16 protein-coding genes, 1 tRNA gene and 1 pseudogene are annotated in these 16709 nt (G+C 51.4%); 8 read left to right on the top strand and 10 right to left on the bottom strand.

The window, feature by feature from the left end:
* The first annotated feature begins 22 nt into the window (after positions 1 to 22).
* The 6 genes from BFV63_RS04565 (at position 23) to BFV63_RS04540 (ending at position 7138) form a co-directional block, all read left to right on the top strand.
* Complete coding sequence (locus BFV63_RS04565) at positions 23 to 1132, top strand: AI-2E family transporter (RefSeq protein ID WP_003863175.1); 1110 nt, start codon at positions 23 to 25, stop codon at positions 1130 to 1132.
* 114 nt (positions 1133 to 1246) lie between these two features.
* Positions 1247 to 3031 (top strand): diguanylate cyclase, encoded by a 1785-nt coding sequence (locus tag BFV63_RS04560; RefSeq protein ID WP_022650441.1) that lies wholly within the window; start codon positions 1247 to 1249, stop codon positions 3029 to 3031.
* A 383-nt stretch (positions 3032 to 3414) separates the two neighbouring features.
* Positions 3415 to 3909, top strand: coding sequence for a putative pterin-binding protein (locus tag BFV63_RS04555; RefSeq protein WP_023324209.1), 495 nt, complete (start codon positions 3415 to 3417; stop codon positions 3907 to 3909).
* A gap of 17 nt (positions 3910 to 3926) precedes the next feature.
* A complete protein-coding gene (locus BFV63_RS04550) occupies positions 3927 to 5864 on the top strand; it encodes a putative bifunctional diguanylate cyclase/phosphodiesterase (RefSeq protein ID WP_045337345.1) in 1938 nt (645 codons plus the stop codon).
* 259 nt (positions 5865 to 6123) lie between these two features.
* Positions 6124 to 6381 (top strand): YjhX family toxin, encoded by a 258-nt coding sequence (locus BFV63_RS04545; protein WP_003863178.1) that lies wholly within the window; start codon positions 6124 to 6126, stop codon positions 6379 to 6381.
* Positions 6382 to 6391: 10 nt separating this feature from the next.
* Positions 6392 to 7138 carry an SAM-dependent methyltransferase gene (locus BFV63_RS04540; RefSeq protein WP_048241327.1) on the top strand — a complete coding sequence of 249 codons (747 nt, stop codon included), beginning with the start codon at positions 6392 to 6394 and terminating at the stop codon, positions 7136 to 7138.
* A 106-nt stretch (positions 7139 to 7244) separates the two neighbouring features.
* On the opposite strand, the pseudogene BFV63_RS04535 reads toward BFV63_RS04540, so the two are convergent.
* Positions 7245 to 8444: pseudogene (locus BFV63_RS04535) on the bottom strand (IS3 family transposase).
* On the opposite strand from BFV63_RS04535, the gene yecR reads away from it, so the two are divergent.
* On the top strand, positions 8437 to 8628 hold the full coding sequence (yecR, locus tag BFV63_RS22380; RefSeq protein WP_071785715.1) for a YecR family lipoprotein: 192 nt from the start codon (positions 8437 to 8439) through the stop codon (positions 8626 to 8628). The pseudogene BFV63_RS04535 and the gene yecR overlap by 8 nt on opposite strands.
* Before the next feature lie 22 nt (positions 8629 to 8650).
* Here the strand turns inward: yecR and BFV63_RS04525 are convergent, their stop codons facing one another.
* The 6 genes from BFV63_RS04525 to proB form a co-directional block, all read right to left on the bottom strand.
* Complete coding sequence (locus BFV63_RS04525) at positions 8651 to 9007, bottom strand: putative T6SS immunity periplasmic lipoprotein (protein ID WP_032608610.1); 357 nt, start codon at positions 9005 to 9007, stop codon at positions 8651 to 8653.
* Positions 9008 to 9009: 2 nt separating this feature from the next.
* Positions 9010 to 9552, bottom strand: coding sequence for a type IV secretion protein Rhs (locus BFV63_RS04520; RefSeq protein ID WP_048209309.1), 543 nt, complete (start codon positions 9550 to 9552; stop codon positions 9010 to 9012).
* A 105-nt stretch (positions 9553 to 9657) separates the two neighbouring features.
* Positions 9658 to 9816 (bottom strand): hypothetical protein, encoded by a 159-nt coding sequence (locus tag BFV63_RS23210; RefSeq protein WP_023315491.1) that lies wholly within the window; start codon positions 9814 to 9816, stop codon positions 9658 to 9660.
* 568 nt (positions 9817 to 10384) lie between these two features.
* Positions 10385 to 10460, bottom strand: a tRNA-Thr gene (locus tag BFV63_RS04515).
* Between the two features lie 111 nt (positions 10461 to 10571).
* Positions 10572 to 11825, bottom strand: coding sequence for a glutamate-5-semialdehyde dehydrogenase (proA, locus tag BFV63_RS04510; protein ID WP_048209333.1), 1254 nt, complete (start codon positions 11823 to 11825; stop codon positions 10572 to 10574).
* Positions 11826 to 11836: 11 nt separating this feature from the next.
* Positions 11837 to 12940, bottom strand: coding sequence for a glutamate 5-kinase (gene proB / locus BFV63_RS04505; RefSeq protein WP_015571369.1), 1104 nt, complete (start codon positions 12938 to 12940; stop codon positions 11837 to 11839).
* A gap of 305 nt (positions 12941 to 13245) precedes the next feature.
* On the opposite strand from proB, the gene phoE reads away from it, so the two are divergent.
* A complete protein-coding gene (gene phoE / locus BFV63_RS04500) occupies positions 13246 to 14298 on the top strand; it encodes a phosphoporin PhoE (protein WP_003863199.1) in 1053 nt (350 codons plus the stop codon).
* A 132-nt stretch (positions 14299 to 14430) separates the two neighbouring features.
* Here phoE and crl read toward each other — a convergent pair whose 3' ends face one another.
* The 3 genes from crl to gpt form a co-directional block, all read right to left on the bottom strand.
* Positions 14431 to 14832, bottom strand: coding sequence for a sigma factor-binding protein Crl (crl, locus tag BFV63_RS04495; protein ID WP_006809999.1), 402 nt, complete (start codon positions 14830 to 14832; stop codon positions 14431 to 14433).
* A 56-nt stretch (positions 14833 to 14888) separates the two neighbouring features.
* Positions 14889 to 16133 (bottom strand): esterase FrsA, encoded by a 1245-nt coding sequence (gene frsA / locus BFV63_RS04490; RefSeq protein WP_023295967.1) that lies wholly within the window; start codon positions 16131 to 16133, stop codon positions 14889 to 14891.
* Positions 16134 to 16237: 104 nt separating this feature from the next.
* Complete coding sequence (gene gpt / locus BFV63_RS04485) at positions 16238 to 16696, bottom strand: xanthine phosphoribosyltransferase (protein ID WP_003863205.1); 459 nt, start codon at positions 16694 to 16696, stop codon at positions 16238 to 16240.
* Positions 16697 to 16709 lie beyond the last annotated feature (13 nt).

The raw sequence follows: 16709 nt of genomic DNA, 5'->3' as shown, positions 1-16709 counted from the left end.
TTCTTCTTCACCAGGACTCACTATGCGATTTAACGGACTGACCAAAGGTTTCTTTATTCTCATCCTGGCCCTTGTAACCTGGGCTTTCTTTGACGTGCTGTCACCCTATTTCTCGGCGATTCTGTGGGCCGCGATCCTGACCATCATTTTCAACCCGGTGAAAAACAAGCTGCGTACCGCGCTGGGCGATCGCAACGGGCTGGCTTCCCTCCTCACACTCGGCATTATCTGCCTGATCGTGTTTATTCCGTTGATGGTGATCCTTTCCTCGCTCGCGGTGGAACTGAACATGGTTTACACCAAGCTGCAACAGAACAACACGCAGTTCCCGGAAGTCATCGCTGGTATCTTCAACCGCCTGCCGGACTGGGCCAGCGGCTTCCTGGCGGATCACAACCTGACCAACGCCGCGCAGATCCAGAAAAAGCTTTCCGATGTCGCGTTACAGGGCGGACAGTATCTGGCGGGTAGCGCGTTCCTGATTGGTAAAGGGACGTTCGGCTTTGCTATTAGCTTCGGCATTATGCTGTACCTGCTGTTTTTCCTGCTCAAAGACGGGCCCTATCTGGTGCGCCAGATCCTCGACTCGCTGCCGCTGTCTGACTTCGTCAAACAGCACCTGTTCGCGAAGTTTGTCGGCGTCTCGCGAGCTACGGTAAAAGGTACGGCGGTCGTGGCGGTGGTTCAAGGTACGCTTGGCGGTATCGCCTTTGCCATCGTCGGTATTGACGGTAGCGTACTGTGGGGAGCGCTGATGGCGTTCCTCTCCCTGGTGCCCGCCGTCGGCTCGGCTATCGTCTGGGTTCCCGCCGCCATCTTCCTGTTTGCCACTCACCAGCTGTGGCAGGGTCTGTTCATTGTGGGCTTCTTTGTCATTATCGTCGGGCTGGTGGACAACCTTTTACGTCCGCTGCTGGTGGGCAAAGACACCAAAATGCCGGACTACCTGATACTGATCACCACGCTCGGCGGTATGGAGCTGTACGGCATTAACGGCTTTGTGATTGGGCCGCTGATTGCCGCCCTGTTTATCGCCTGCTGGAACCTCTTCTCCGGCCGCGACCACGCAGGCAACGCCGAGGAGCTGGACGCAGATTTTATCGAAGAAGGAAAAAATCCTCCGGATCTCTAACTAAACGCGTTTTGACAGGCGGCCCGGTGCCGCCTTTTTTTTCGCGATAAATCAGGGGTTTTCTATAATCTTTAATGAACGCTCTTCCACATTTGTCGTAGAAGGATCCAACAGGTGCGAATCGCCACGATCACAAACTGGGCCTATGGTGTCACGGTGTGCCTGACCATTGCTTCCGGTATCGTCATGCTGATGGCTTCCCATGCCGACAATGTAGAACGTCAGGCTGTTAAGCAACGACAAATTTTTGACCAGCTTACGGAAGAGATTGAAGCAGAAACCTGGATGCTCTCCGACTTAGCGCGCCTTTACGCCATCAAAAAAGAGCCCGATGTGCTGAAAACGTACCAGGCGAAAGAAGGCGAACTGAAGAATATCGAGCGCAAGCTGGGCCAGTTAAAAGATACGGGCGCAACGGGCGAAGAGCTGGCGCTGCTGTACGAAGGGCTGAAGATTGTCGATGACCTACAGGATGAACAGCAGGCAGCAATTGCCAGCGTCGCCAGGGGTGAGGAACAACAGGCCATTGCGTTACTCTTCGGCAAAATCTACGAACTTGAAATGGAACGCGCCCAAAGCAAGATTGACCATTTTCGTGTGCTTCTGGATAAGCGCATTATCGCCGATGTCCAGGCAGCGACCAACACGTCAAAAACCCTGCGTACCGCCTCTGAAATGATGGTCGGCCTGACCGCCCTGCTCTTCTTATTCGTGATGGGTTTTATTCTCAAGCACCGCGTGCTGCGCCCTGTGGTGCGCCTCAGTGATGTGGTTCACCGGCTGGCCTCACAGGATTACGCCGTCGAAACGCCAAATTTCAACCAGGTCGATGAGATAGGCGATATGGCGCAGGCTATTCGCATTTTCCGCGAGAACGGGCTGGCAAGGCAGCGGCTTGAAAAAGAACGCGACGCAGACTGGGCCATCCGCGAGCTGCTCGCGCGAATGACCCAGCGCTTGCAGGGCTGCGAGAACGTTAGCGACGTGATTGAGGTGGCAGAGCTGTTTGCTCCCAACATTGCGCCGGGTGTCGCCGGGCGTCTGTATATTCTGGATCGAAACCCGTGGGAGATGCGCTGTGCGGCGGAATGGTTATCTCCCCAGGGAGAAAAAAATGCTTTCCACCCCGATCAATGCTGGGCCATACGCCGTGGTCAGAGCCACCCACCGGTCAATGGCGAGCCGGATATCGGTTGCCAGCATCTGCCTGAATCACAAAAAGACAGTTCACTCTGCGTGCCGCTCATTGCGCAGGGGGAAGCCATTGGTTTGCTGTCGTTTCAGAACATCACGCCTGAAACGGCACCGTCCCGCGCCTATCTCGAATTAATGGCGGAAGCCCTGGGTCTGGCGCTGGCCAACCAGCGTCTGCGCGATGCCCTGCTGGAAAAAGCGCTATTCGACCCGCTCACCGGCTTGCGTAACCGCCACCACCTTGAAGATACCCTGCGCACTCAGATAGCTCAGGCGATGCGCAATGATGAACCGGTGAGCTGCATGATGATCGACATCGATCACTTTAAAAGCATTAACGATCGCTTCGGCCATGAGGCTGGCGATCATGTGATTAAGAGCGTGGCGACAATTGTTCAGCGTGCCATGCACGATGCCGGCCTGGCCTTCCGCTTTGGTGGCGAAGAGTTTCTGGTGCTACTTACGGGTGCGGATGAGGAAGCGGCTCACGCCTGCGCAACGGAGATTTATAACGGCGTCCATACGCTGTCGCTACGTTATGGGCTTGCTGAGATTGGCCCGGTAGATGTGTCGATCGGGATCGCCAGTTACCCGCAGCACGCCCAAAGCGACGACCTGCTGCGCGCGGCAGACGTGGCGCTCTACCGGGCGAAAGAGCTGGGGCGCTCGCGGATCGTCAGTTTCAGTATGCTGGAGGCGGGTTAAGCGAAACTCAGTGCCAACGACGTCAGAGGTACGCGCACTCTCTTATTCCCTCACATTGAGGGTGCGTTATCATTCTTTGTACAAATAAATTCATCTTAACGATGCCACCATTGATAAAAAATGGGGGTGCGTAAATATATCAATAAATCAAAGCGATCATTTTTTAAACTCGGGTGGTTTATTACACTAAGTTTTTATGTTTTAAAAAACGTAAGCTTCAGCCAGCGGTCTGCAATCATGGGGCAAAATACAGCTATCATTTTGATTTTTATGATTTTAATCAAGTAGCGTTTGCAAAAAGGCGTGGCGTTCAACAAAATAGACAAACTTATAGGATAAATAACTTATAATTCTTATACTTCTGTTAAAAAGAGGAGGCCAATATGCGAATAATCCTAATGCTGTGCTGCTTTTTGGTACAAAGTTTAAGCTGGGCTGGCGAACTGCCAAAGCCTGTGGGCAAACCCATCTTAACCATTAGCGGTAATATAGAAAATACGAACGAAAATGGAAATGCCGTTTTTGATATTGCCAGCCTTGAAAAACTGGGCATGGTGAGTTTCCAGACGACCTCTCCCTGGTATAATGGCCGCACGAAGTTTGAGGGTATCCCGATGCGCAAACTCATGGAGTATGTGGGTGCAAAGGGTTCTGTCCTGAATGTGATTGCACTCAATGATTACACTACCGTCATCCCTCTCAGCGACTTCCAGAAATACAACGCCATCCTGGCTTTAAAGGTCAATGGCGAATATATGCGCATCCGCGATAAAGGTCCGTCATTCATCGTCTACCCTTATGACAGTCTTCCTGAACTCAATAATCAGATTTATTACTCGCGATCGGCATGGCAGGTCAGCAAAATGAAGATTGAATAGTAGTTCAGGAGAACATAATGAACAGGATCCTGGTTGGTATCATTTTTTCTCTTTTTATCACTACTGGATATATAGCATTTCTTGTTTACGATCGTCAGCAAGAGTTGCAAAAATTGACTCACTACACTGAGTCCTGGTCTGTAGCCCAACTGGTATCTGAATATTACCGATTTGAATCATGGATTGGACTGTACGCAACCGAGACTGATGACGTTACGGTAGACCAGGTTCGCATGCGCCTGGAAATCATGCTGAGCCAGAATGATTTATTGAAAGAGGGCGGCCTGGGTCGTTATATAAACAGCGAAAAAGCGCACCAGGCGCTCGCCTTACGCCTGGAAAATATACTGAACTATCTGGATGGTCATCTTGAGAAAATGAGCCGTTCAGAGTTAAAGCTCTATCTGAACAATATGCATTCACTGGATGCCCCGCTAAGCCAGCTTTCATCCACGGCTTTAACAAAAGATGTTAATACAATCAATGAAACCAACCTTAAAATACAGGTTCTGTATTATATTTACTCGGCACTTTCTCTGTTGCTGGTTATTTTAAGCTTCATACTGGGCTTTTTGATTATCTATCAAAATAAAAATATCCTGAAAGCCCATATGCAGGTGAAAACGCTGGCTGAAGAACTTCAGCTATCCAAAGAAACCCTGCAAATCCAGAATACAAAACTGGAATACGATGTTTATCATGACTCCCTTACCGGCATGAAAAACCGTCTTTTCTTTTGGGATGATCTCAATAAACTTAATCTACAGGCTGAGAAAAAACATATTTCGGTCACGGTGATGTTATTCGATTTAGACCGGTTCAAAGAGGTGAATGATACCTACGGTCATGATACCGGGGATTTACTGTTACGTGAGGTATCCACGCGCCTTAATGCTTTGGGCCGCTTTTCAGAGACATTTTATCGTTTGGGCGGCGACGAATTTGCGTTTCTCTCCAGTGGCTTAACCGAAACCGCAGCCGTCTCACGCGCGCGAGAAATCAGTGATAGCATCAGCAAGCCCTATACAATCAATAATCAACTCATAAAAATAGCCACCTGTGTAGGTATTGTTTTATCGGATAACGAACGACGTTCAGATTACCTTTATAAATTTGCCGATCTGGCGCTCTATGAAGCCAAGAAAGAAGGTTCTCAGCAAATCAAAGTATTCCGCCAGCGAATGCTACAGAAGTTGCAGGAAAGCAGAACCCTTGAAAATGATATGGCAAGAGCAATAGAGAATGATGAATTTGTTGTTTATTACCAGCCTATTGTGAATTCCGTCAGCAAGGAAATTTACGGCTATGAAGCGCTGATTCGCTGGATGCATCCTGTAAAGGGAGTGCTCTCCCCAGATAGCTTTATTTTCGCCGCTGAAAAAACAGGCATGATCAACGAGATAGGTAAAACCGTACTTAAACTGGCCTGTAGGGAAGCGGTCTCCTGGACTGTTCCGGCCAGGATCTCCGTCAACGTCTCGCCTGTTCAATTGGGCAGCAAATCATTTATTAATACGGTGCAGTCCGTTCTGGCTGAAACCGGGCTCCCGGCTAACCGTCTTGAGTTAGAGGTCACGGAGTCATCCCTCTTCAGTGACAGAAATAACCCCATTGCGATTCTGAAAAAACTCCGCGCACTGGGCGTAAGAATCTCCATTGATGATTTTGGCACGGGCTATTCGTCGCTCTCCAGACTCAGCGAACTGAATTTTGATAAAATCAAGATCGATAAATCTTTTGTCAATCCGATATCTACGCAGGAAGATGCGCTTAATATTGTGAAGCTGATTACCGGTATGGCTAAAAGCCTTAATATGGGCGTCATAGCTGAGGGCGTTGAGACCGAAGAGCAGCTTGAGCGGCTTCAGGCTCTGGGTTGCGAGCTTGTGCAGGGATATCTTTTCAGCAAACCACAGCCTCAGGTCGACAGCAAAATTAAGAGCGGCCAGGAATGATCCCCTCTCCTCAGCCCGATACCAACCGGGATCACATTTTTCACCCCTGGGTATTCACTGACAATAACCAAGTGTTATCATTCACCCCGTAAATACCTATCAACTCAAACCGAGGCTTTGATGCTGGAGAATGTAATCATCCGATAATCAGCTTCCCGACCTTTCCAGGCCGGACTGATTATCAATGCGCCGAAATCGTATGCGGACACCGCTGTGTGTTTGCACGTTTTGCACATGATGATTAAACAGGTTTTCCAGTATGAATTTATCCCGTCAGGAACAACGTACCTTACACGTTCTCGCCAAAGGTGGCCGTATTGTGCACGTCCGCGATACCTCCGGCCGCGTCACCGCCGTTGAATGCTATAGCCGCGAAGGGCTACTGCTGGCTGACTGCACGCTCGCCGTTTTCAAAAAGCTCAAAACCAAAAAGCTGATCAAATCCGTTAACGGTCAGCCCTACCGCATTAACACCACCGGGCTGAACAACGTTCGCGCTCAGCCTGATAATCGTTAAGGAGAGGATGATGGATATCCCACGTATTTTTACTGTTAGCGAAAGCGAACACCGCATTCATAACCCCTTTACACCAGAGAAGTACGCGACGCTGGGCCGCGTGTTACGCATGAAGCCAGGCACTCGCATTCTCGATCTCGGCAGCGGCTCGGGAGAGATGCTTTGTACCTGGGCTAGGGATCACGGTATTACCGGTACCGGCATCGACATGAGCCAGCTCTTCACCGCGCAGGCCACGCGGCGCGCAGAGGAACTCGGCGTCAGCGAACGCGTCCATTTCATTCATAACGACGCGGCCGGCTACGTCGCGAATGAAAAATGTGACGTGGCGGCCTGCGTTGGCGCAACCTGGATTGCGGGGGGCGTAGCCGGGACGATGGATCTGCTGGCAAAAAGCCTCAAGCCTGGGAGAATAATGCTCATCGGCGAACCGTACTGGCGTCAGGTACCCGCGACGGCAGAGATAGCTCAGGCCTGCGGCATCTCGTCGATTGCAGACTTTCTCACTCTGCCCGGTCTGGTTGCGTCTTTCGATCAACAGGGCTATGACCTGGTTGAAATGGTGCTGGCTGACCAGGAAGGCTGGGACAGGTACGAAGCCGCAAAATGGATGACCATGCGGCGCTGGCTGGAGGAAAACCCAGACGATGACTTCGCGCAGGAGGTTCGGGCGGAGCTGACGATAGCGCCTGAACGTCATGTGACGTACACGCGGGAGTACTTTGGCTGGGGAGTGTTTGCGTTAATGGCGCGATAACATAACGCTGGCGGTATAGCCTTTAGGGTTATGCCGCAGTTCAACAGACAGGGTTAAGCATTCAGCCAGAAAGTGCAGCATAGATGGGTTGAGTTGTTTGAAGTGGTCAACCAAAACTGGCCACGGCTTTAGAGTTTTTCCAGTATCGGTTTTCCGATTCGTTTGGGGGTAACCCACCGTTATAGTCATGCGGCCTTACCGACCTGTAATACCCGACGATATAGTCTGTGATCGCATGAGCTGCTTCGCTAAAGTTTATATAGCCTGTCACTGGCACCCACTCGTTTTTCAGACTTCTGAAGAAGCGTTCCATCGGGCTGTTATCCCAGCAGTTTCCGCGTCGGCTCATACTTTGCCTGATCCGGTAACGCCACAATAACTGCCGGATCTGCCTGCTTGTGTAGTGGCTACCCTGGTCACTGGGGAACATCACTCCCGCTGGTTTACCTCGGGTTTCCCACGCCATTTCCAGCGCTTTGATGGTTAGCTTGCTGTCCGGTGAGAATGACATTGCCCAGCCTACCGGTTTCCTGGCGAACAAATCGAGAACAATGGCGAGGTAAGCCCAGCGCCTGCCTGTCCAGATATACGTCACATCGCCGCACCACACCTGATTAGGCTCTGTCACTGCGAACTGTCGCTCAAGGTGGTTTGGGATAGCAATGTGTTCATGGCCACCACGTTTATACCGGTGGGTGGGTTGCTGACAACTAACCAGTCCCAGTTCTTTCATGAGTCTGCCGGCAAGCCAGCGTCCCATTCTGAAACCTCTCAGGGTTGCCATAATGGCGATACTCCTCGCGCCAGCAGAGCCATGGCTAATGTTATGCAGCTCCAGAACCTGGCTACGTAATATAGCCCGCTTGCCGTCTGGCTTTTCGGGGCTTTTCACCCAGTATTTGTAGCTGCTGCGATGAACCCCCGAACACCTGGCAGAGTGTGACCACAGGATACTGCGCTCTGAGTTTTTCGATTAACGAGAACTGTTCAGGGAGTCTGACATCAAAAGCGCGGTAGCCTTTTTTAATATGTCGTTTTCCATTTCAATGCGTTGTAGCTTTTTCTTTAGCTCACGTATTTCAATCTGTTCCGGGGTTATAGGGGAGGCTTTAGGTATTTTACCCTGTCGTTCATCCCGTAACTGCTTTACCCATCGCGTCATGGTAGAAAGCCCCACGTCCATAGCACTGGCCGCAGCTGCAACGGTGTAGTTCTGATCAAGGACCAGTTGAGCGGATTCGCGTTTAAACTCTGCGCTGAAATTTCTTTTTTCATTGGGACACCTGTATTGTTCTGAGATGAGCATATCACCTCTGTTCAGGTGGCCAAATTCAGTAAACCACTTCACACAGCGTTGCGCTGCATGGGGCTATTCTGGTGCTGAGCCTTTCGGTGGTTCAACTTCTGTTTGTTCTCAACCATCCTCAAGCGGATGTATGGAAACAATGGTCACAATGGAATATCAATGTACTGGTGACTTGAAGAAATAAGATTTGGGGGCAGAATGCCCCCTTATTCTTTGGGATAAGAAAATTCAGCAGTGACTAAATACGCCCCTGATTTAGCAGATTGGACGTCATACGCGAAGTTATACCGCTCTCCAGGTGTAAACTTAAATCCGAATACAGGAAGACACTCACCCTTCGGTACATAAACAGGCTTGTCATCAAAAATATTGTGAAGAGAGTCGCTATTATCACTGTTGATTTGGATAGCAGTGATCCGTTCCTGTGGCTCCAGTGGTGACACCACACAAACTTGATTATCTTTGATAAATGCCGTTGTAGATTCACGATCTACCATTCGATCACCAGGCCCAGGGCATCCCGTTAAGAGGAATACAACACCCAGCAACATTTTGTTTTTCATGTTTAACGCCCCTTCCCTGTTACGATTTTCTGGTAAAGCGAAGGGACATCCTGCAATTTGTCTACGCCCCTGTACATCCCCATGCGCCCTGGTCTCTGATAGGAAGACCACTTACTGATCCCATAAACCAGCAGTAACCAGTAATCAGCTAAAATAGAGGCTTGCTGCTCAAGAGAGTAATCAGTGAGCTTTTCTTTATCCAGCCTGTAGGTATATTCAGCAGCCCAGCTAAACGCACCCCGCATTCTCACCCATTGCCCGTGCTGGTGTTGCCACACATGCCCCAATTCATGGATGAAAACATATTTATCTTCAACGAAAACTGAGTTTGCGGAAAAGTCTTCCCTGTACATCTGTTTTCTGTACCACAACTCCCCGTTGGGAGTCATCGCGTAGTTCTGTTTCTGGAGGCCGAACGGTAAATAGCTGTCGCAATGAATCCAGACACGGCTATACACTATCGAATCACCGAACACTCTGCGAGCCATTGCAATCTCGCCTAAGGTCATCCGGCGTAATGTTCCTTCCTCTGCCTGTGCGCTCATAAACTGTCCTCCTTGTATGATTTATATCAGGGTATCCAGAGAGCAGGAAATGCGCAACTAACAGATTTTGGACAATAGAAGCCAATTAGCGGCGTGTTCGGTAGTTTAAAACATGTTGTTAGCCGCTCGCGCCAACTTGATTTCCTCTCGCTCTTCCTGCTTCTTAGCAAGCCAGGCTTTCCCCTCTGGTGTTGCCAGGAATTTACGGGCGTGAATCTTACGGTTGTTGCGCTTAGTGGCTGCTGTATTCGTGGCTTTTGACATGGTATCCCCTCCGCTGAATCTGCCAGCGTTCAACGTACAGCAGAGAGACAGTACAACGAAAGTTACAATGGTGCAGATAATAGATGATCATTACGTGCCGTGTTGGGCACATAAGAAAAGGCGGCGCATAGCGCTACCGCAGGGTGTAATCCCTTCGCAGGGAGGATAAAGCCTTAGCACGTTCTCTTATCAGGTGATCGTTATACTCCGGTGATCGAAACCGTGGCAGAGCCGGATTCTTTCCCGATCCGGTTAGTCTTCCCAACATTACGCCTGTTTATTCTCTGTGACCTTTCACAAGGTGTAGCATCATTGAGCGCCGCACGAAGCGCGGAACGTATCGCTAATGGTTCAAGTGATGTGTTTAGAGAGTCCGGCAACTCTTTCAGCTTCAAGGGATGGCAAAATTTCTAATGCTGTTCGGGCTTGAGCCTGGTAACTACCCGCCAGTACGTTGTACAATCCTTGAGCCGATACAACGGAAAGGCGTTTACCAAGTGTTATCAAGGATGATAATGAAAGATACAATCCTTTAGGTTTTTGACGATAAGTGATTGATTTTCTTAGATGGTGCCGATAATAGGAGTCGAACCTACGACCTTCGCATTACGAATGCGCTGCTCTACCAACTGAGCTATATCGGCCCTGAAAGGCCGGTTACGAGCGTAACCACGGGGCAAAAGAGTAGATCTAACCGGGTGATGCGTCAATGCCCTTTTGAATCAAACGGCTATTTTTGCATCACCCGCGATTATTTACCCACGAATGGTATCATCACCGAAGCCGATCCACTTGTAGGTGGTCAGTGCTTCCAGCCCCATCGGACCGCGGGCATGCAGCTTCTGTGTGCTCACCGCCACCTCCGCGCCCAGACCAAACTGGCCGCCATCGGTAAAGCGCGTCGAGGCATTGACGTAAACCGCAGACGAATCCACTTCATTCACAAACCGATCGGCATTGCGCAGGGTGCGCGTCAGGATCGCGTCAGAATGCTGGGTTCCGTGTTCACGAATGTGCGCAATAGCGTCATCGAGATCCGCAACTACCTTCACGTTCAGATCCAGCGACAAATACTCATCGTCGTACTGCTCCGCGTTAACCGGAACGACCTTCGCCGGACCGTCTTTCAGCAGGGCGAAAGCCTTCTCGTCCGCATGCAGCGTGACGCCACTTTCCGCCATCTGCTTGCTCAGCGCTGGCAGGAAGGTACTGGCGATGCCCTGATGCACCAGCAGCGTTTCTACCGTATTACAGGTGCTTGGACGCTGGGTTTTAGCGTTGACGATAATCTTCAGCGCAGGTTCTACCTCCGCGGTGTCATCCACCACGATATGGCATACGCCAATACCACCGGTGATCACCGGAATGGTAGATTGCTCGCGGCACAGCTTGTGCAGGCCCGCACCGCCGCGTGGGATGAGCATGTCGATGTATTTGTCCATGCGCAGCATCTCGTTAACCAGAGCACGGTCGGGGCTTTCAATCGCCTGCACGGCACCCGCCGGTAAACCACACTCCTCTAGCGCCTGCTGGATGACGTTTACCGTCGCGGCGTTGGTGCGCCAGGTCTCTTTCCCGCCACGCAGGATCGCGGCGTTACCGGTCTTCAGGCACAGGGAGGCGACATCCACCGTCACGTTTGGACGCGCTTCGTAAATCACCCCAATGACGCCAAGCGGCACGCGACGACGTTCAAGGCGTAACCCGCTGTCGAGCACCCCACCGTCAATCACCTGCCCTACCGGGTCGGCGAGGTTGCACACCTGACGGACGTCGTCGGCAATACCTTTCAAACGCGCCGGGGTCAGCGCCAGACGGTCGAGCATCGCTTCGCTCAAGCCGTTGCGACGCGCTTCCAGCAGATCCTGCTCGTTGGCGAGCAAAATTTCCTGCGACTGAGATTCCAGATAATCAGCGATTTTTTCCAGCACGCGGTTTTTCTCGCGGCTGGAAAGGAGCGCCAGTTTATACGAGGCGGCTTTCGCGGCTGCGCCCATTTGTTCCAGCATGTTCTGGCTCCTTAACGAATAATCATGTCGTCACGATGCACGGCAACCGGGCCATATTCATAGCCCAGGATGGCGTCGATCTGCTGGGAATGGTGGCCAGCAATCCGACGCAGCGCGTCGCTGTTATAACGACTTACGCCATGAGCGATGTCGCGACCTTCAAGGTTACGGATTCGGATCACTTCACCACGCGAGAAGTTGCCTGTCACGCTTTTAATTCCTTTTGGAAGTAACGAGCTTCCTCTTTCCAGAATAGCGGCGGTCGCGCCTTCATCCACGGTCAATTCACCAGCCGGGGGCGCGCCAAAGATCCAGCGTTTGCGGTTTTCCAGCGGGGACGCCTGGGCGTGGAAGCGAGTGCCTACAGAGATGCCTTCCATCACATCACCTATCACGCCCGGACGGCTGCCCGCGGCGATGATGGTGTCGATGCCGGCCCGGCACGCCACGTCCGCGGCCTGGAGCTTGGTGCCCATGCCGCCTGTCCCCAGACCAGAAACGCTGTCACCCGCGATGGCGCGCAGCGCATCGTCAATGCCGTGAACGTCTTTGATCAGTTCAGCCTGTGGATTAGAGCGCGGATCAGCGGTAAACAGCCCCTGCTGATCGGTCAGAAGCAGCAGCTTATCGGCCCCTGCCAGGATCGCCGCCAGCGCAGAGAGGTTATCGTTGTCGCCCACTTTGATTTCAGCGGTGGCAACAGCGTCGTTTTCGTTAATGACCGGAACGATATGGTTATCCAGCAGCGCACGCAGCGTATCGCGGGCATTCAGGAAACGTTCTCTGTCTTCCATATCCGCACGCGTCAGCAGCATCTGCCCGACGTGAATGCCGTAGATGGAGAACAGTTGTTCCCAGAGCTGTATGAGTCGGCTTTGTCCCACGGCGGCCAGCAGCTGTTTGGAAGCGATCGTCGCGGGGAGTTCGGGGTAGCCCAGGTGTTCACGCCCGGCGGCAATCGCCCCGGATGTCACAATTACAATACGATGCCCTGCGGCATGCAACTGAGCGCACTGACGTACAAGCTCAACGATATGGGCACGATTCAGGCGGCGCGATCCGCCTGTTAACACACTGGTACCGAGTTTTACCACCAGCGTCTGGCTGTCACTCATGATTCTCTGCCGTTCAACAATAAGGGAAAATGATGTCAGTCAGACGTTTTAACAGGTGTCAGCCCCGTTGCCAACTGCCTTAGCGCATGACCCGTCACTTTGTTGCGCGGGATCAGGAAGCGTAGCGGCACATTTTGACAATTTTATTACCGAAAAATTAAAACATACTTTTTTAGACATATTCTTACTTTGTCATAAAACTTTCACCCACGAACGATAAAACCCTTCCTGTTTTTCACGGGGTAATAAGCCGAATCTTATTACTCAGCGAATATTAGCGCGTTTTTATAAAATCAGGATTGAAAATGAAAAAGAGCACTCTGGCATTAGTGGTAATGGGCGTAGTTGCTTCCGCATCTGTTCAGGCAGCAGAAGTTTATAATAAAAACGGGAATAAACTGGACGTGTACGGCAAAGTAAAAGCAATGCACTACATCAGTGATGATGACGCTAAGGATGGTGACCAGACTTATGTTCGTTTCGGCTTTAAGGGTGAAACGCAGATTAACGATCAGCTGACGGGCTACGGACGTTGGGAAGCTGAGTTCGCGGGTAACAAAGCTGAAAGCGACTCTTCTCAAAAAACACGTCTGGCATTTGCCGGGCTGAAACTGAAAGACTTCGGCTCACTGGATTATGGCCGTAACCTGGGCGCGCTGTATGACGTCGCCGCATACACCGATATGTTCCCGGAGTTCGGCGGTGACGGCCTGGCACAGACCGATAACTTCATGACGAAACGCGCCTCCGGTCTGGCCACATACCGTAATACCGATTTCTTTGGCCTGGTTGACGGCCTGAATATGACCCTGCAATACCAGGGCAAAAATGAAAACCGCGACGTGAAGAAGCAAAACGGTGACGGCTTCGGTACCTCCCTGAGCTATGACTTCGGCGGCAGCGATTTTTCTGTGATTGGTGCGTATGCCAGCTCCGATCGCACCAACGAGCAAAACCTTCAGGCTCGCGGCGAAGGTAAAAAAGCAGAAGGCTGGGCAACCGGTTTGAAATATGATGCCAACGATATTTATCTGGCCACTATTTATTCCGAAACCCGCAATATGGCCCCTATTTCCGGTGGCTTTGCAAATAAAGCGCAAAACTTCGAAGTGGTCGCGCAATATCAATTTGACTTTGGTCTGCGTCCATCTCTGGGTTACGTGCAGTCTAAAGGCAAAGATATCGAAGGTATCGGCGATGAAGATATCGTGAAATACATTGACGTTGGTGCGACATATTATTTCAACAAAAATATGTCTGCCTTTGTTGATTATAAAATCAACCAGATCGATGACGATAATAAACTGGGCGTAAGCAGCGATGATATCGTTGCGCTGGGCATGACCTACCAGTTCTGATGTTGTGGTAATAAAAAAACCGGCGATGAGCCGGTTTTTTTATGCCCGATGATGCTGTGCTTACCAGATCTACGGGTTAATACATTTTACAGGCCGGGTAAGGCGTAGCCGCCCCCCGGCGCTGTGACATCATCAGGCTCTCAATTTCACCGCTTCGCTGGAAAAATCGTCCGCAGGCTCCAGCTTCAGATCCAGCGTGGCCAGCAGGTCGCGAGCTTTGCCGTGAAATTCTTTTAGCGTATGCTCCAGGCGATCGATCACTTCCTGATCTTTGATGCTCGTCGCCTGCCAGTGCCCGTCTTTATTAAACAGGCCAAACTGATAGCTATAGGTAAAACGGTTTTCCTGTGCTTCCATTTCCATCCACCAGCCCCAGAACTCACGTTTTTCGGGTGCAGGCTTCACGTTGACGCAAACAGCCAGGCAGTCGAAAAAAAAGCGATTCTCTTCACACTGCTCTTCTCGAATATACGGGCCAAGAGCCATGAACTTCTTAATCAGTCTACTTTTCGGGTGTCCACTCGGTAACGTCATTGCGATCTCCTTTTGTGAAGCACTGTTTTACCAAACCAACGAAATTTAGCAAACTATTAACACAATCTCTGCGTGATCCAGCGTGTGATCTCTTTCAGCGCTTTGTCAAAATTCTGGTACACCGGGCTGAAGGGCACCTCCAGCAATTTACCATCAGAAGATGACGACGTGATTAAGCGTGACTCCTCTTCCGGGCTAAACGGATCGTTCTTCCAGAAACCGGACATCATCGGGGTTGGGCAGCGGCGGCCGAGTAAGCCCTGCGTTTTTAATGAATAACGATTAAGTTCAATGCGCAACGCTTCGTCTGAAGCATCATGCATGCCAAGTCGGCTCGCCAGTACGTCCAGATACATCTCAGGAACGCTACCCTGACGCGCAGGATCGCTTAACAGAGCATGCACCACCGGACCAAGACAGGCGACGGCCTTCAGGCGTGAAGATTCAAGGTAGGCAAGCCGTACCGCGACGTTAGCGCCGAAGCGGAAGCCAAACGCGCCAACCCGGGTGTGATCAACCCAGGGGATATTCTCCAGCGCTTTTAATGCATGCTGGTGCAGCAGGCTGGAGTCTTGCGTAAGTTTCCATTTGGATGAAAAACCAATGGAAGGCATATCAAGCGTCAGCATGGCGATTCCGTTTGGGGCAAAGTAGCGCTCATACAGGCTGTAATAGTCAATTTGTAACGAGTCCAGTCCACCGCACATCAGAACCGTCGGGAACGGCCCTTCCCCCTCCGGCATATGCAGGAATCCGGTCACCGGGCTGCCGCCGGGAATGGCGAACTCAATTTCACGCATCCGGCCAGGCAACCGCTGCGCAGCCTCTTCATAAGCCCGGTTTGCCAGCGCCTGCGCCTGCTCTGCCAGTTCGTCGCCTTTAAGATGCGGATATGCAGCGATGCTGTAAAGGTTTGCCGCATGCAGCCAGTGCTTGCCGCTGAGAGTGGCATCTTCTTCCTGGCTCGCTTTTTGCTGCCAGAGCATGGCCTGCTTTGACCATTCGTAGATCCAGTTTCCACCACGGTAGCCCACTACCGTATCGTAGAGATCGCTGTCGGTACGCTCGGACTCGCTCATCACGATACGCGCCTGCACGTCGAGGATTTCACGCGGATCGATGCCGCGCCAGATCCACATCAGGCGGTTAATCATTCGATACCAGTGGGGCACGTTTTTACCGTCTAACGCTGACTGAACGGCAGGCATTGTCCCCGGATTAAACCGACGCACCAGCGTCGACGTTTCAGGGTGCTTGAAACGGGGTTTGAAGAGAGTTTCGGTGAGATTCGCCTGCGTCATTGCGTTGCCTCCATGGATACGTCATATGAAGACCATTGTAACGCGTGGCAGGGTAAAAAGAACAACGCCCGGCATAACCGGGCGTGTAAAGTTACGTACTGAAATTAACGGCCAGAGATAGGCGGTACGAAGACCACGCCCATATCCCATGGCTGTTCAATCCAGGTATCCTGCGGGATATCAATGACGTAATCATCAACCAGTGGGCGACCCGCTGGTTTCGCGAAGATAGTGACGAAGTGCGCTTTTGGATACATTTCGCGGATAGCCACCGCAGTACCGCCGGTATCCACCAGATCGTCGATAACGATAAAGCCTTCACCGTCGCCTTCCGCGCGTTTCAGCACTTTCAGTTCGCGCTGGTTGTCGTGATCGTAGCTGGAGATACATACGGTATCGACATGACGAATACCCAGCTCACGTGCCAGCAGCGCCCCCGGTACCAGACCGCCACGGCTGACGGCAATAATGCCTTTCCACTGTTCGGAAGGCATCAGACGCGCAGCCAGTTTGCGTGCGTGAATCTGCAACATGTCCCAGGTGACGACGTATTTTTCGCTCATGTGAAGTGTCCCA

Origin of the sequence: Enterobacter hormaechei subsp. xiangfangensis (assembly GCF_001729785.1) — a bacterium.
Taxonomy (GTDB): domain Bacteria; phylum Pseudomonadota; class Gammaproteobacteria; order Enterobacterales; family Enterobacteriaceae; genus Enterobacter; species Enterobacter hormaechei_C.
This window is presented reverse-complemented; position numbering and strand designations above follow the sequence as displayed.

Bases quoted from the DNA above. Each gene is read 5' to 3' on its own strand.
- BFV63_RS04565 (WP_003863175.1), top strand. From the start codon at position 23: ATGCGATTTAACGGACTGACCAAAGGTTTCTTTATTCTCATCCTGGCC.
- BFV63_RS04555 (WP_023324209.1), top strand. From the start codon at position 3,415: ATGCGAATAATCCTAATGCTGTGCTGCTTTTTGGTACAAAGTTTAAGC.
- BFV63_RS04550 (WP_045337345.1), top strand. From the start codon at position 3,927: ATGAACAGGATCCTGGTTGGTATCATTTTTTCTCTTTTTATCACTACT.
- BFV63_RS04545 (WP_003863178.1), top strand. From the start codon at position 6,124: ATGAATTTATCCCGTCAGGAACAACGTACCTTACACGTTCTCGCCAAA.
- BFV63_RS04540 (WP_048241327.1), top strand. From the start codon at position 6,392: ATGGATATCCCACGTATTTTTACTGTTAGCGAAAGCGAACACCGCATT.
- yecR (WP_071785715.1), top strand. From the start codon at position 8,437: ATGAGCATATCACCTCTGTTCAGGTGGCCAAATTCAGTAAACCACTTC.
- BFV63_RS04525 (WP_032608610.1), bottom strand. From the start codon at position 9,007: ATGAAAAACAAAATGTTGCTGGGTGTTGTATTCCTCTTAACGGGATGC.
- BFV63_RS04520 (WP_048209309.1), bottom strand. From the start codon at position 9,552: ATGAGCGCACAGGCAGAGGAAGGAACATTACGCCGGATGACCTTAGGC.
- BFV63_RS23210 (WP_023315491.1), bottom strand. From the start codon at position 9,816: ATGTCAAAAGCCACGAATACAGCAGCCACTAAGCGCAACAACCGTAAG.
- proA (WP_048209333.1), bottom strand. From the start codon at position 11,825: ATGCTGGAACAAATGGGCGCAGCCGCGAAAGCCGCCTCGTATAAACTG.
- proB (WP_015571369.1), bottom strand. From the start codon at position 12,940: ATGAGTGACAGCCAGACGCTGGTGGTAAAACTCGGTACCAGTGTGTTA.
- phoE (WP_003863199.1), top strand. From the start codon at position 13,246: ATGAAAAAGAGCACTCTGGCATTAGTGGTAATGGGCGTAGTTGCTTCC.
- crl (WP_006809999.1), bottom strand. From the start codon at position 14,832: ATGACGTTACCGAGTGGACACCCGAAAAGTAGACTGATTAAGAAGTTC.
- frsA (WP_023295967.1), bottom strand. From the start codon at position 16,133: ATGACGCAGGCGAATCTCACCGAAACTCTCTTCAAACCCCGTTTCAAG.
- gpt (WP_003863205.1), bottom strand. From the start codon at position 16,696: ATGAGCGAAAAATACGTCGTCACCTGGGACATGTTGCAGATTCACGCA.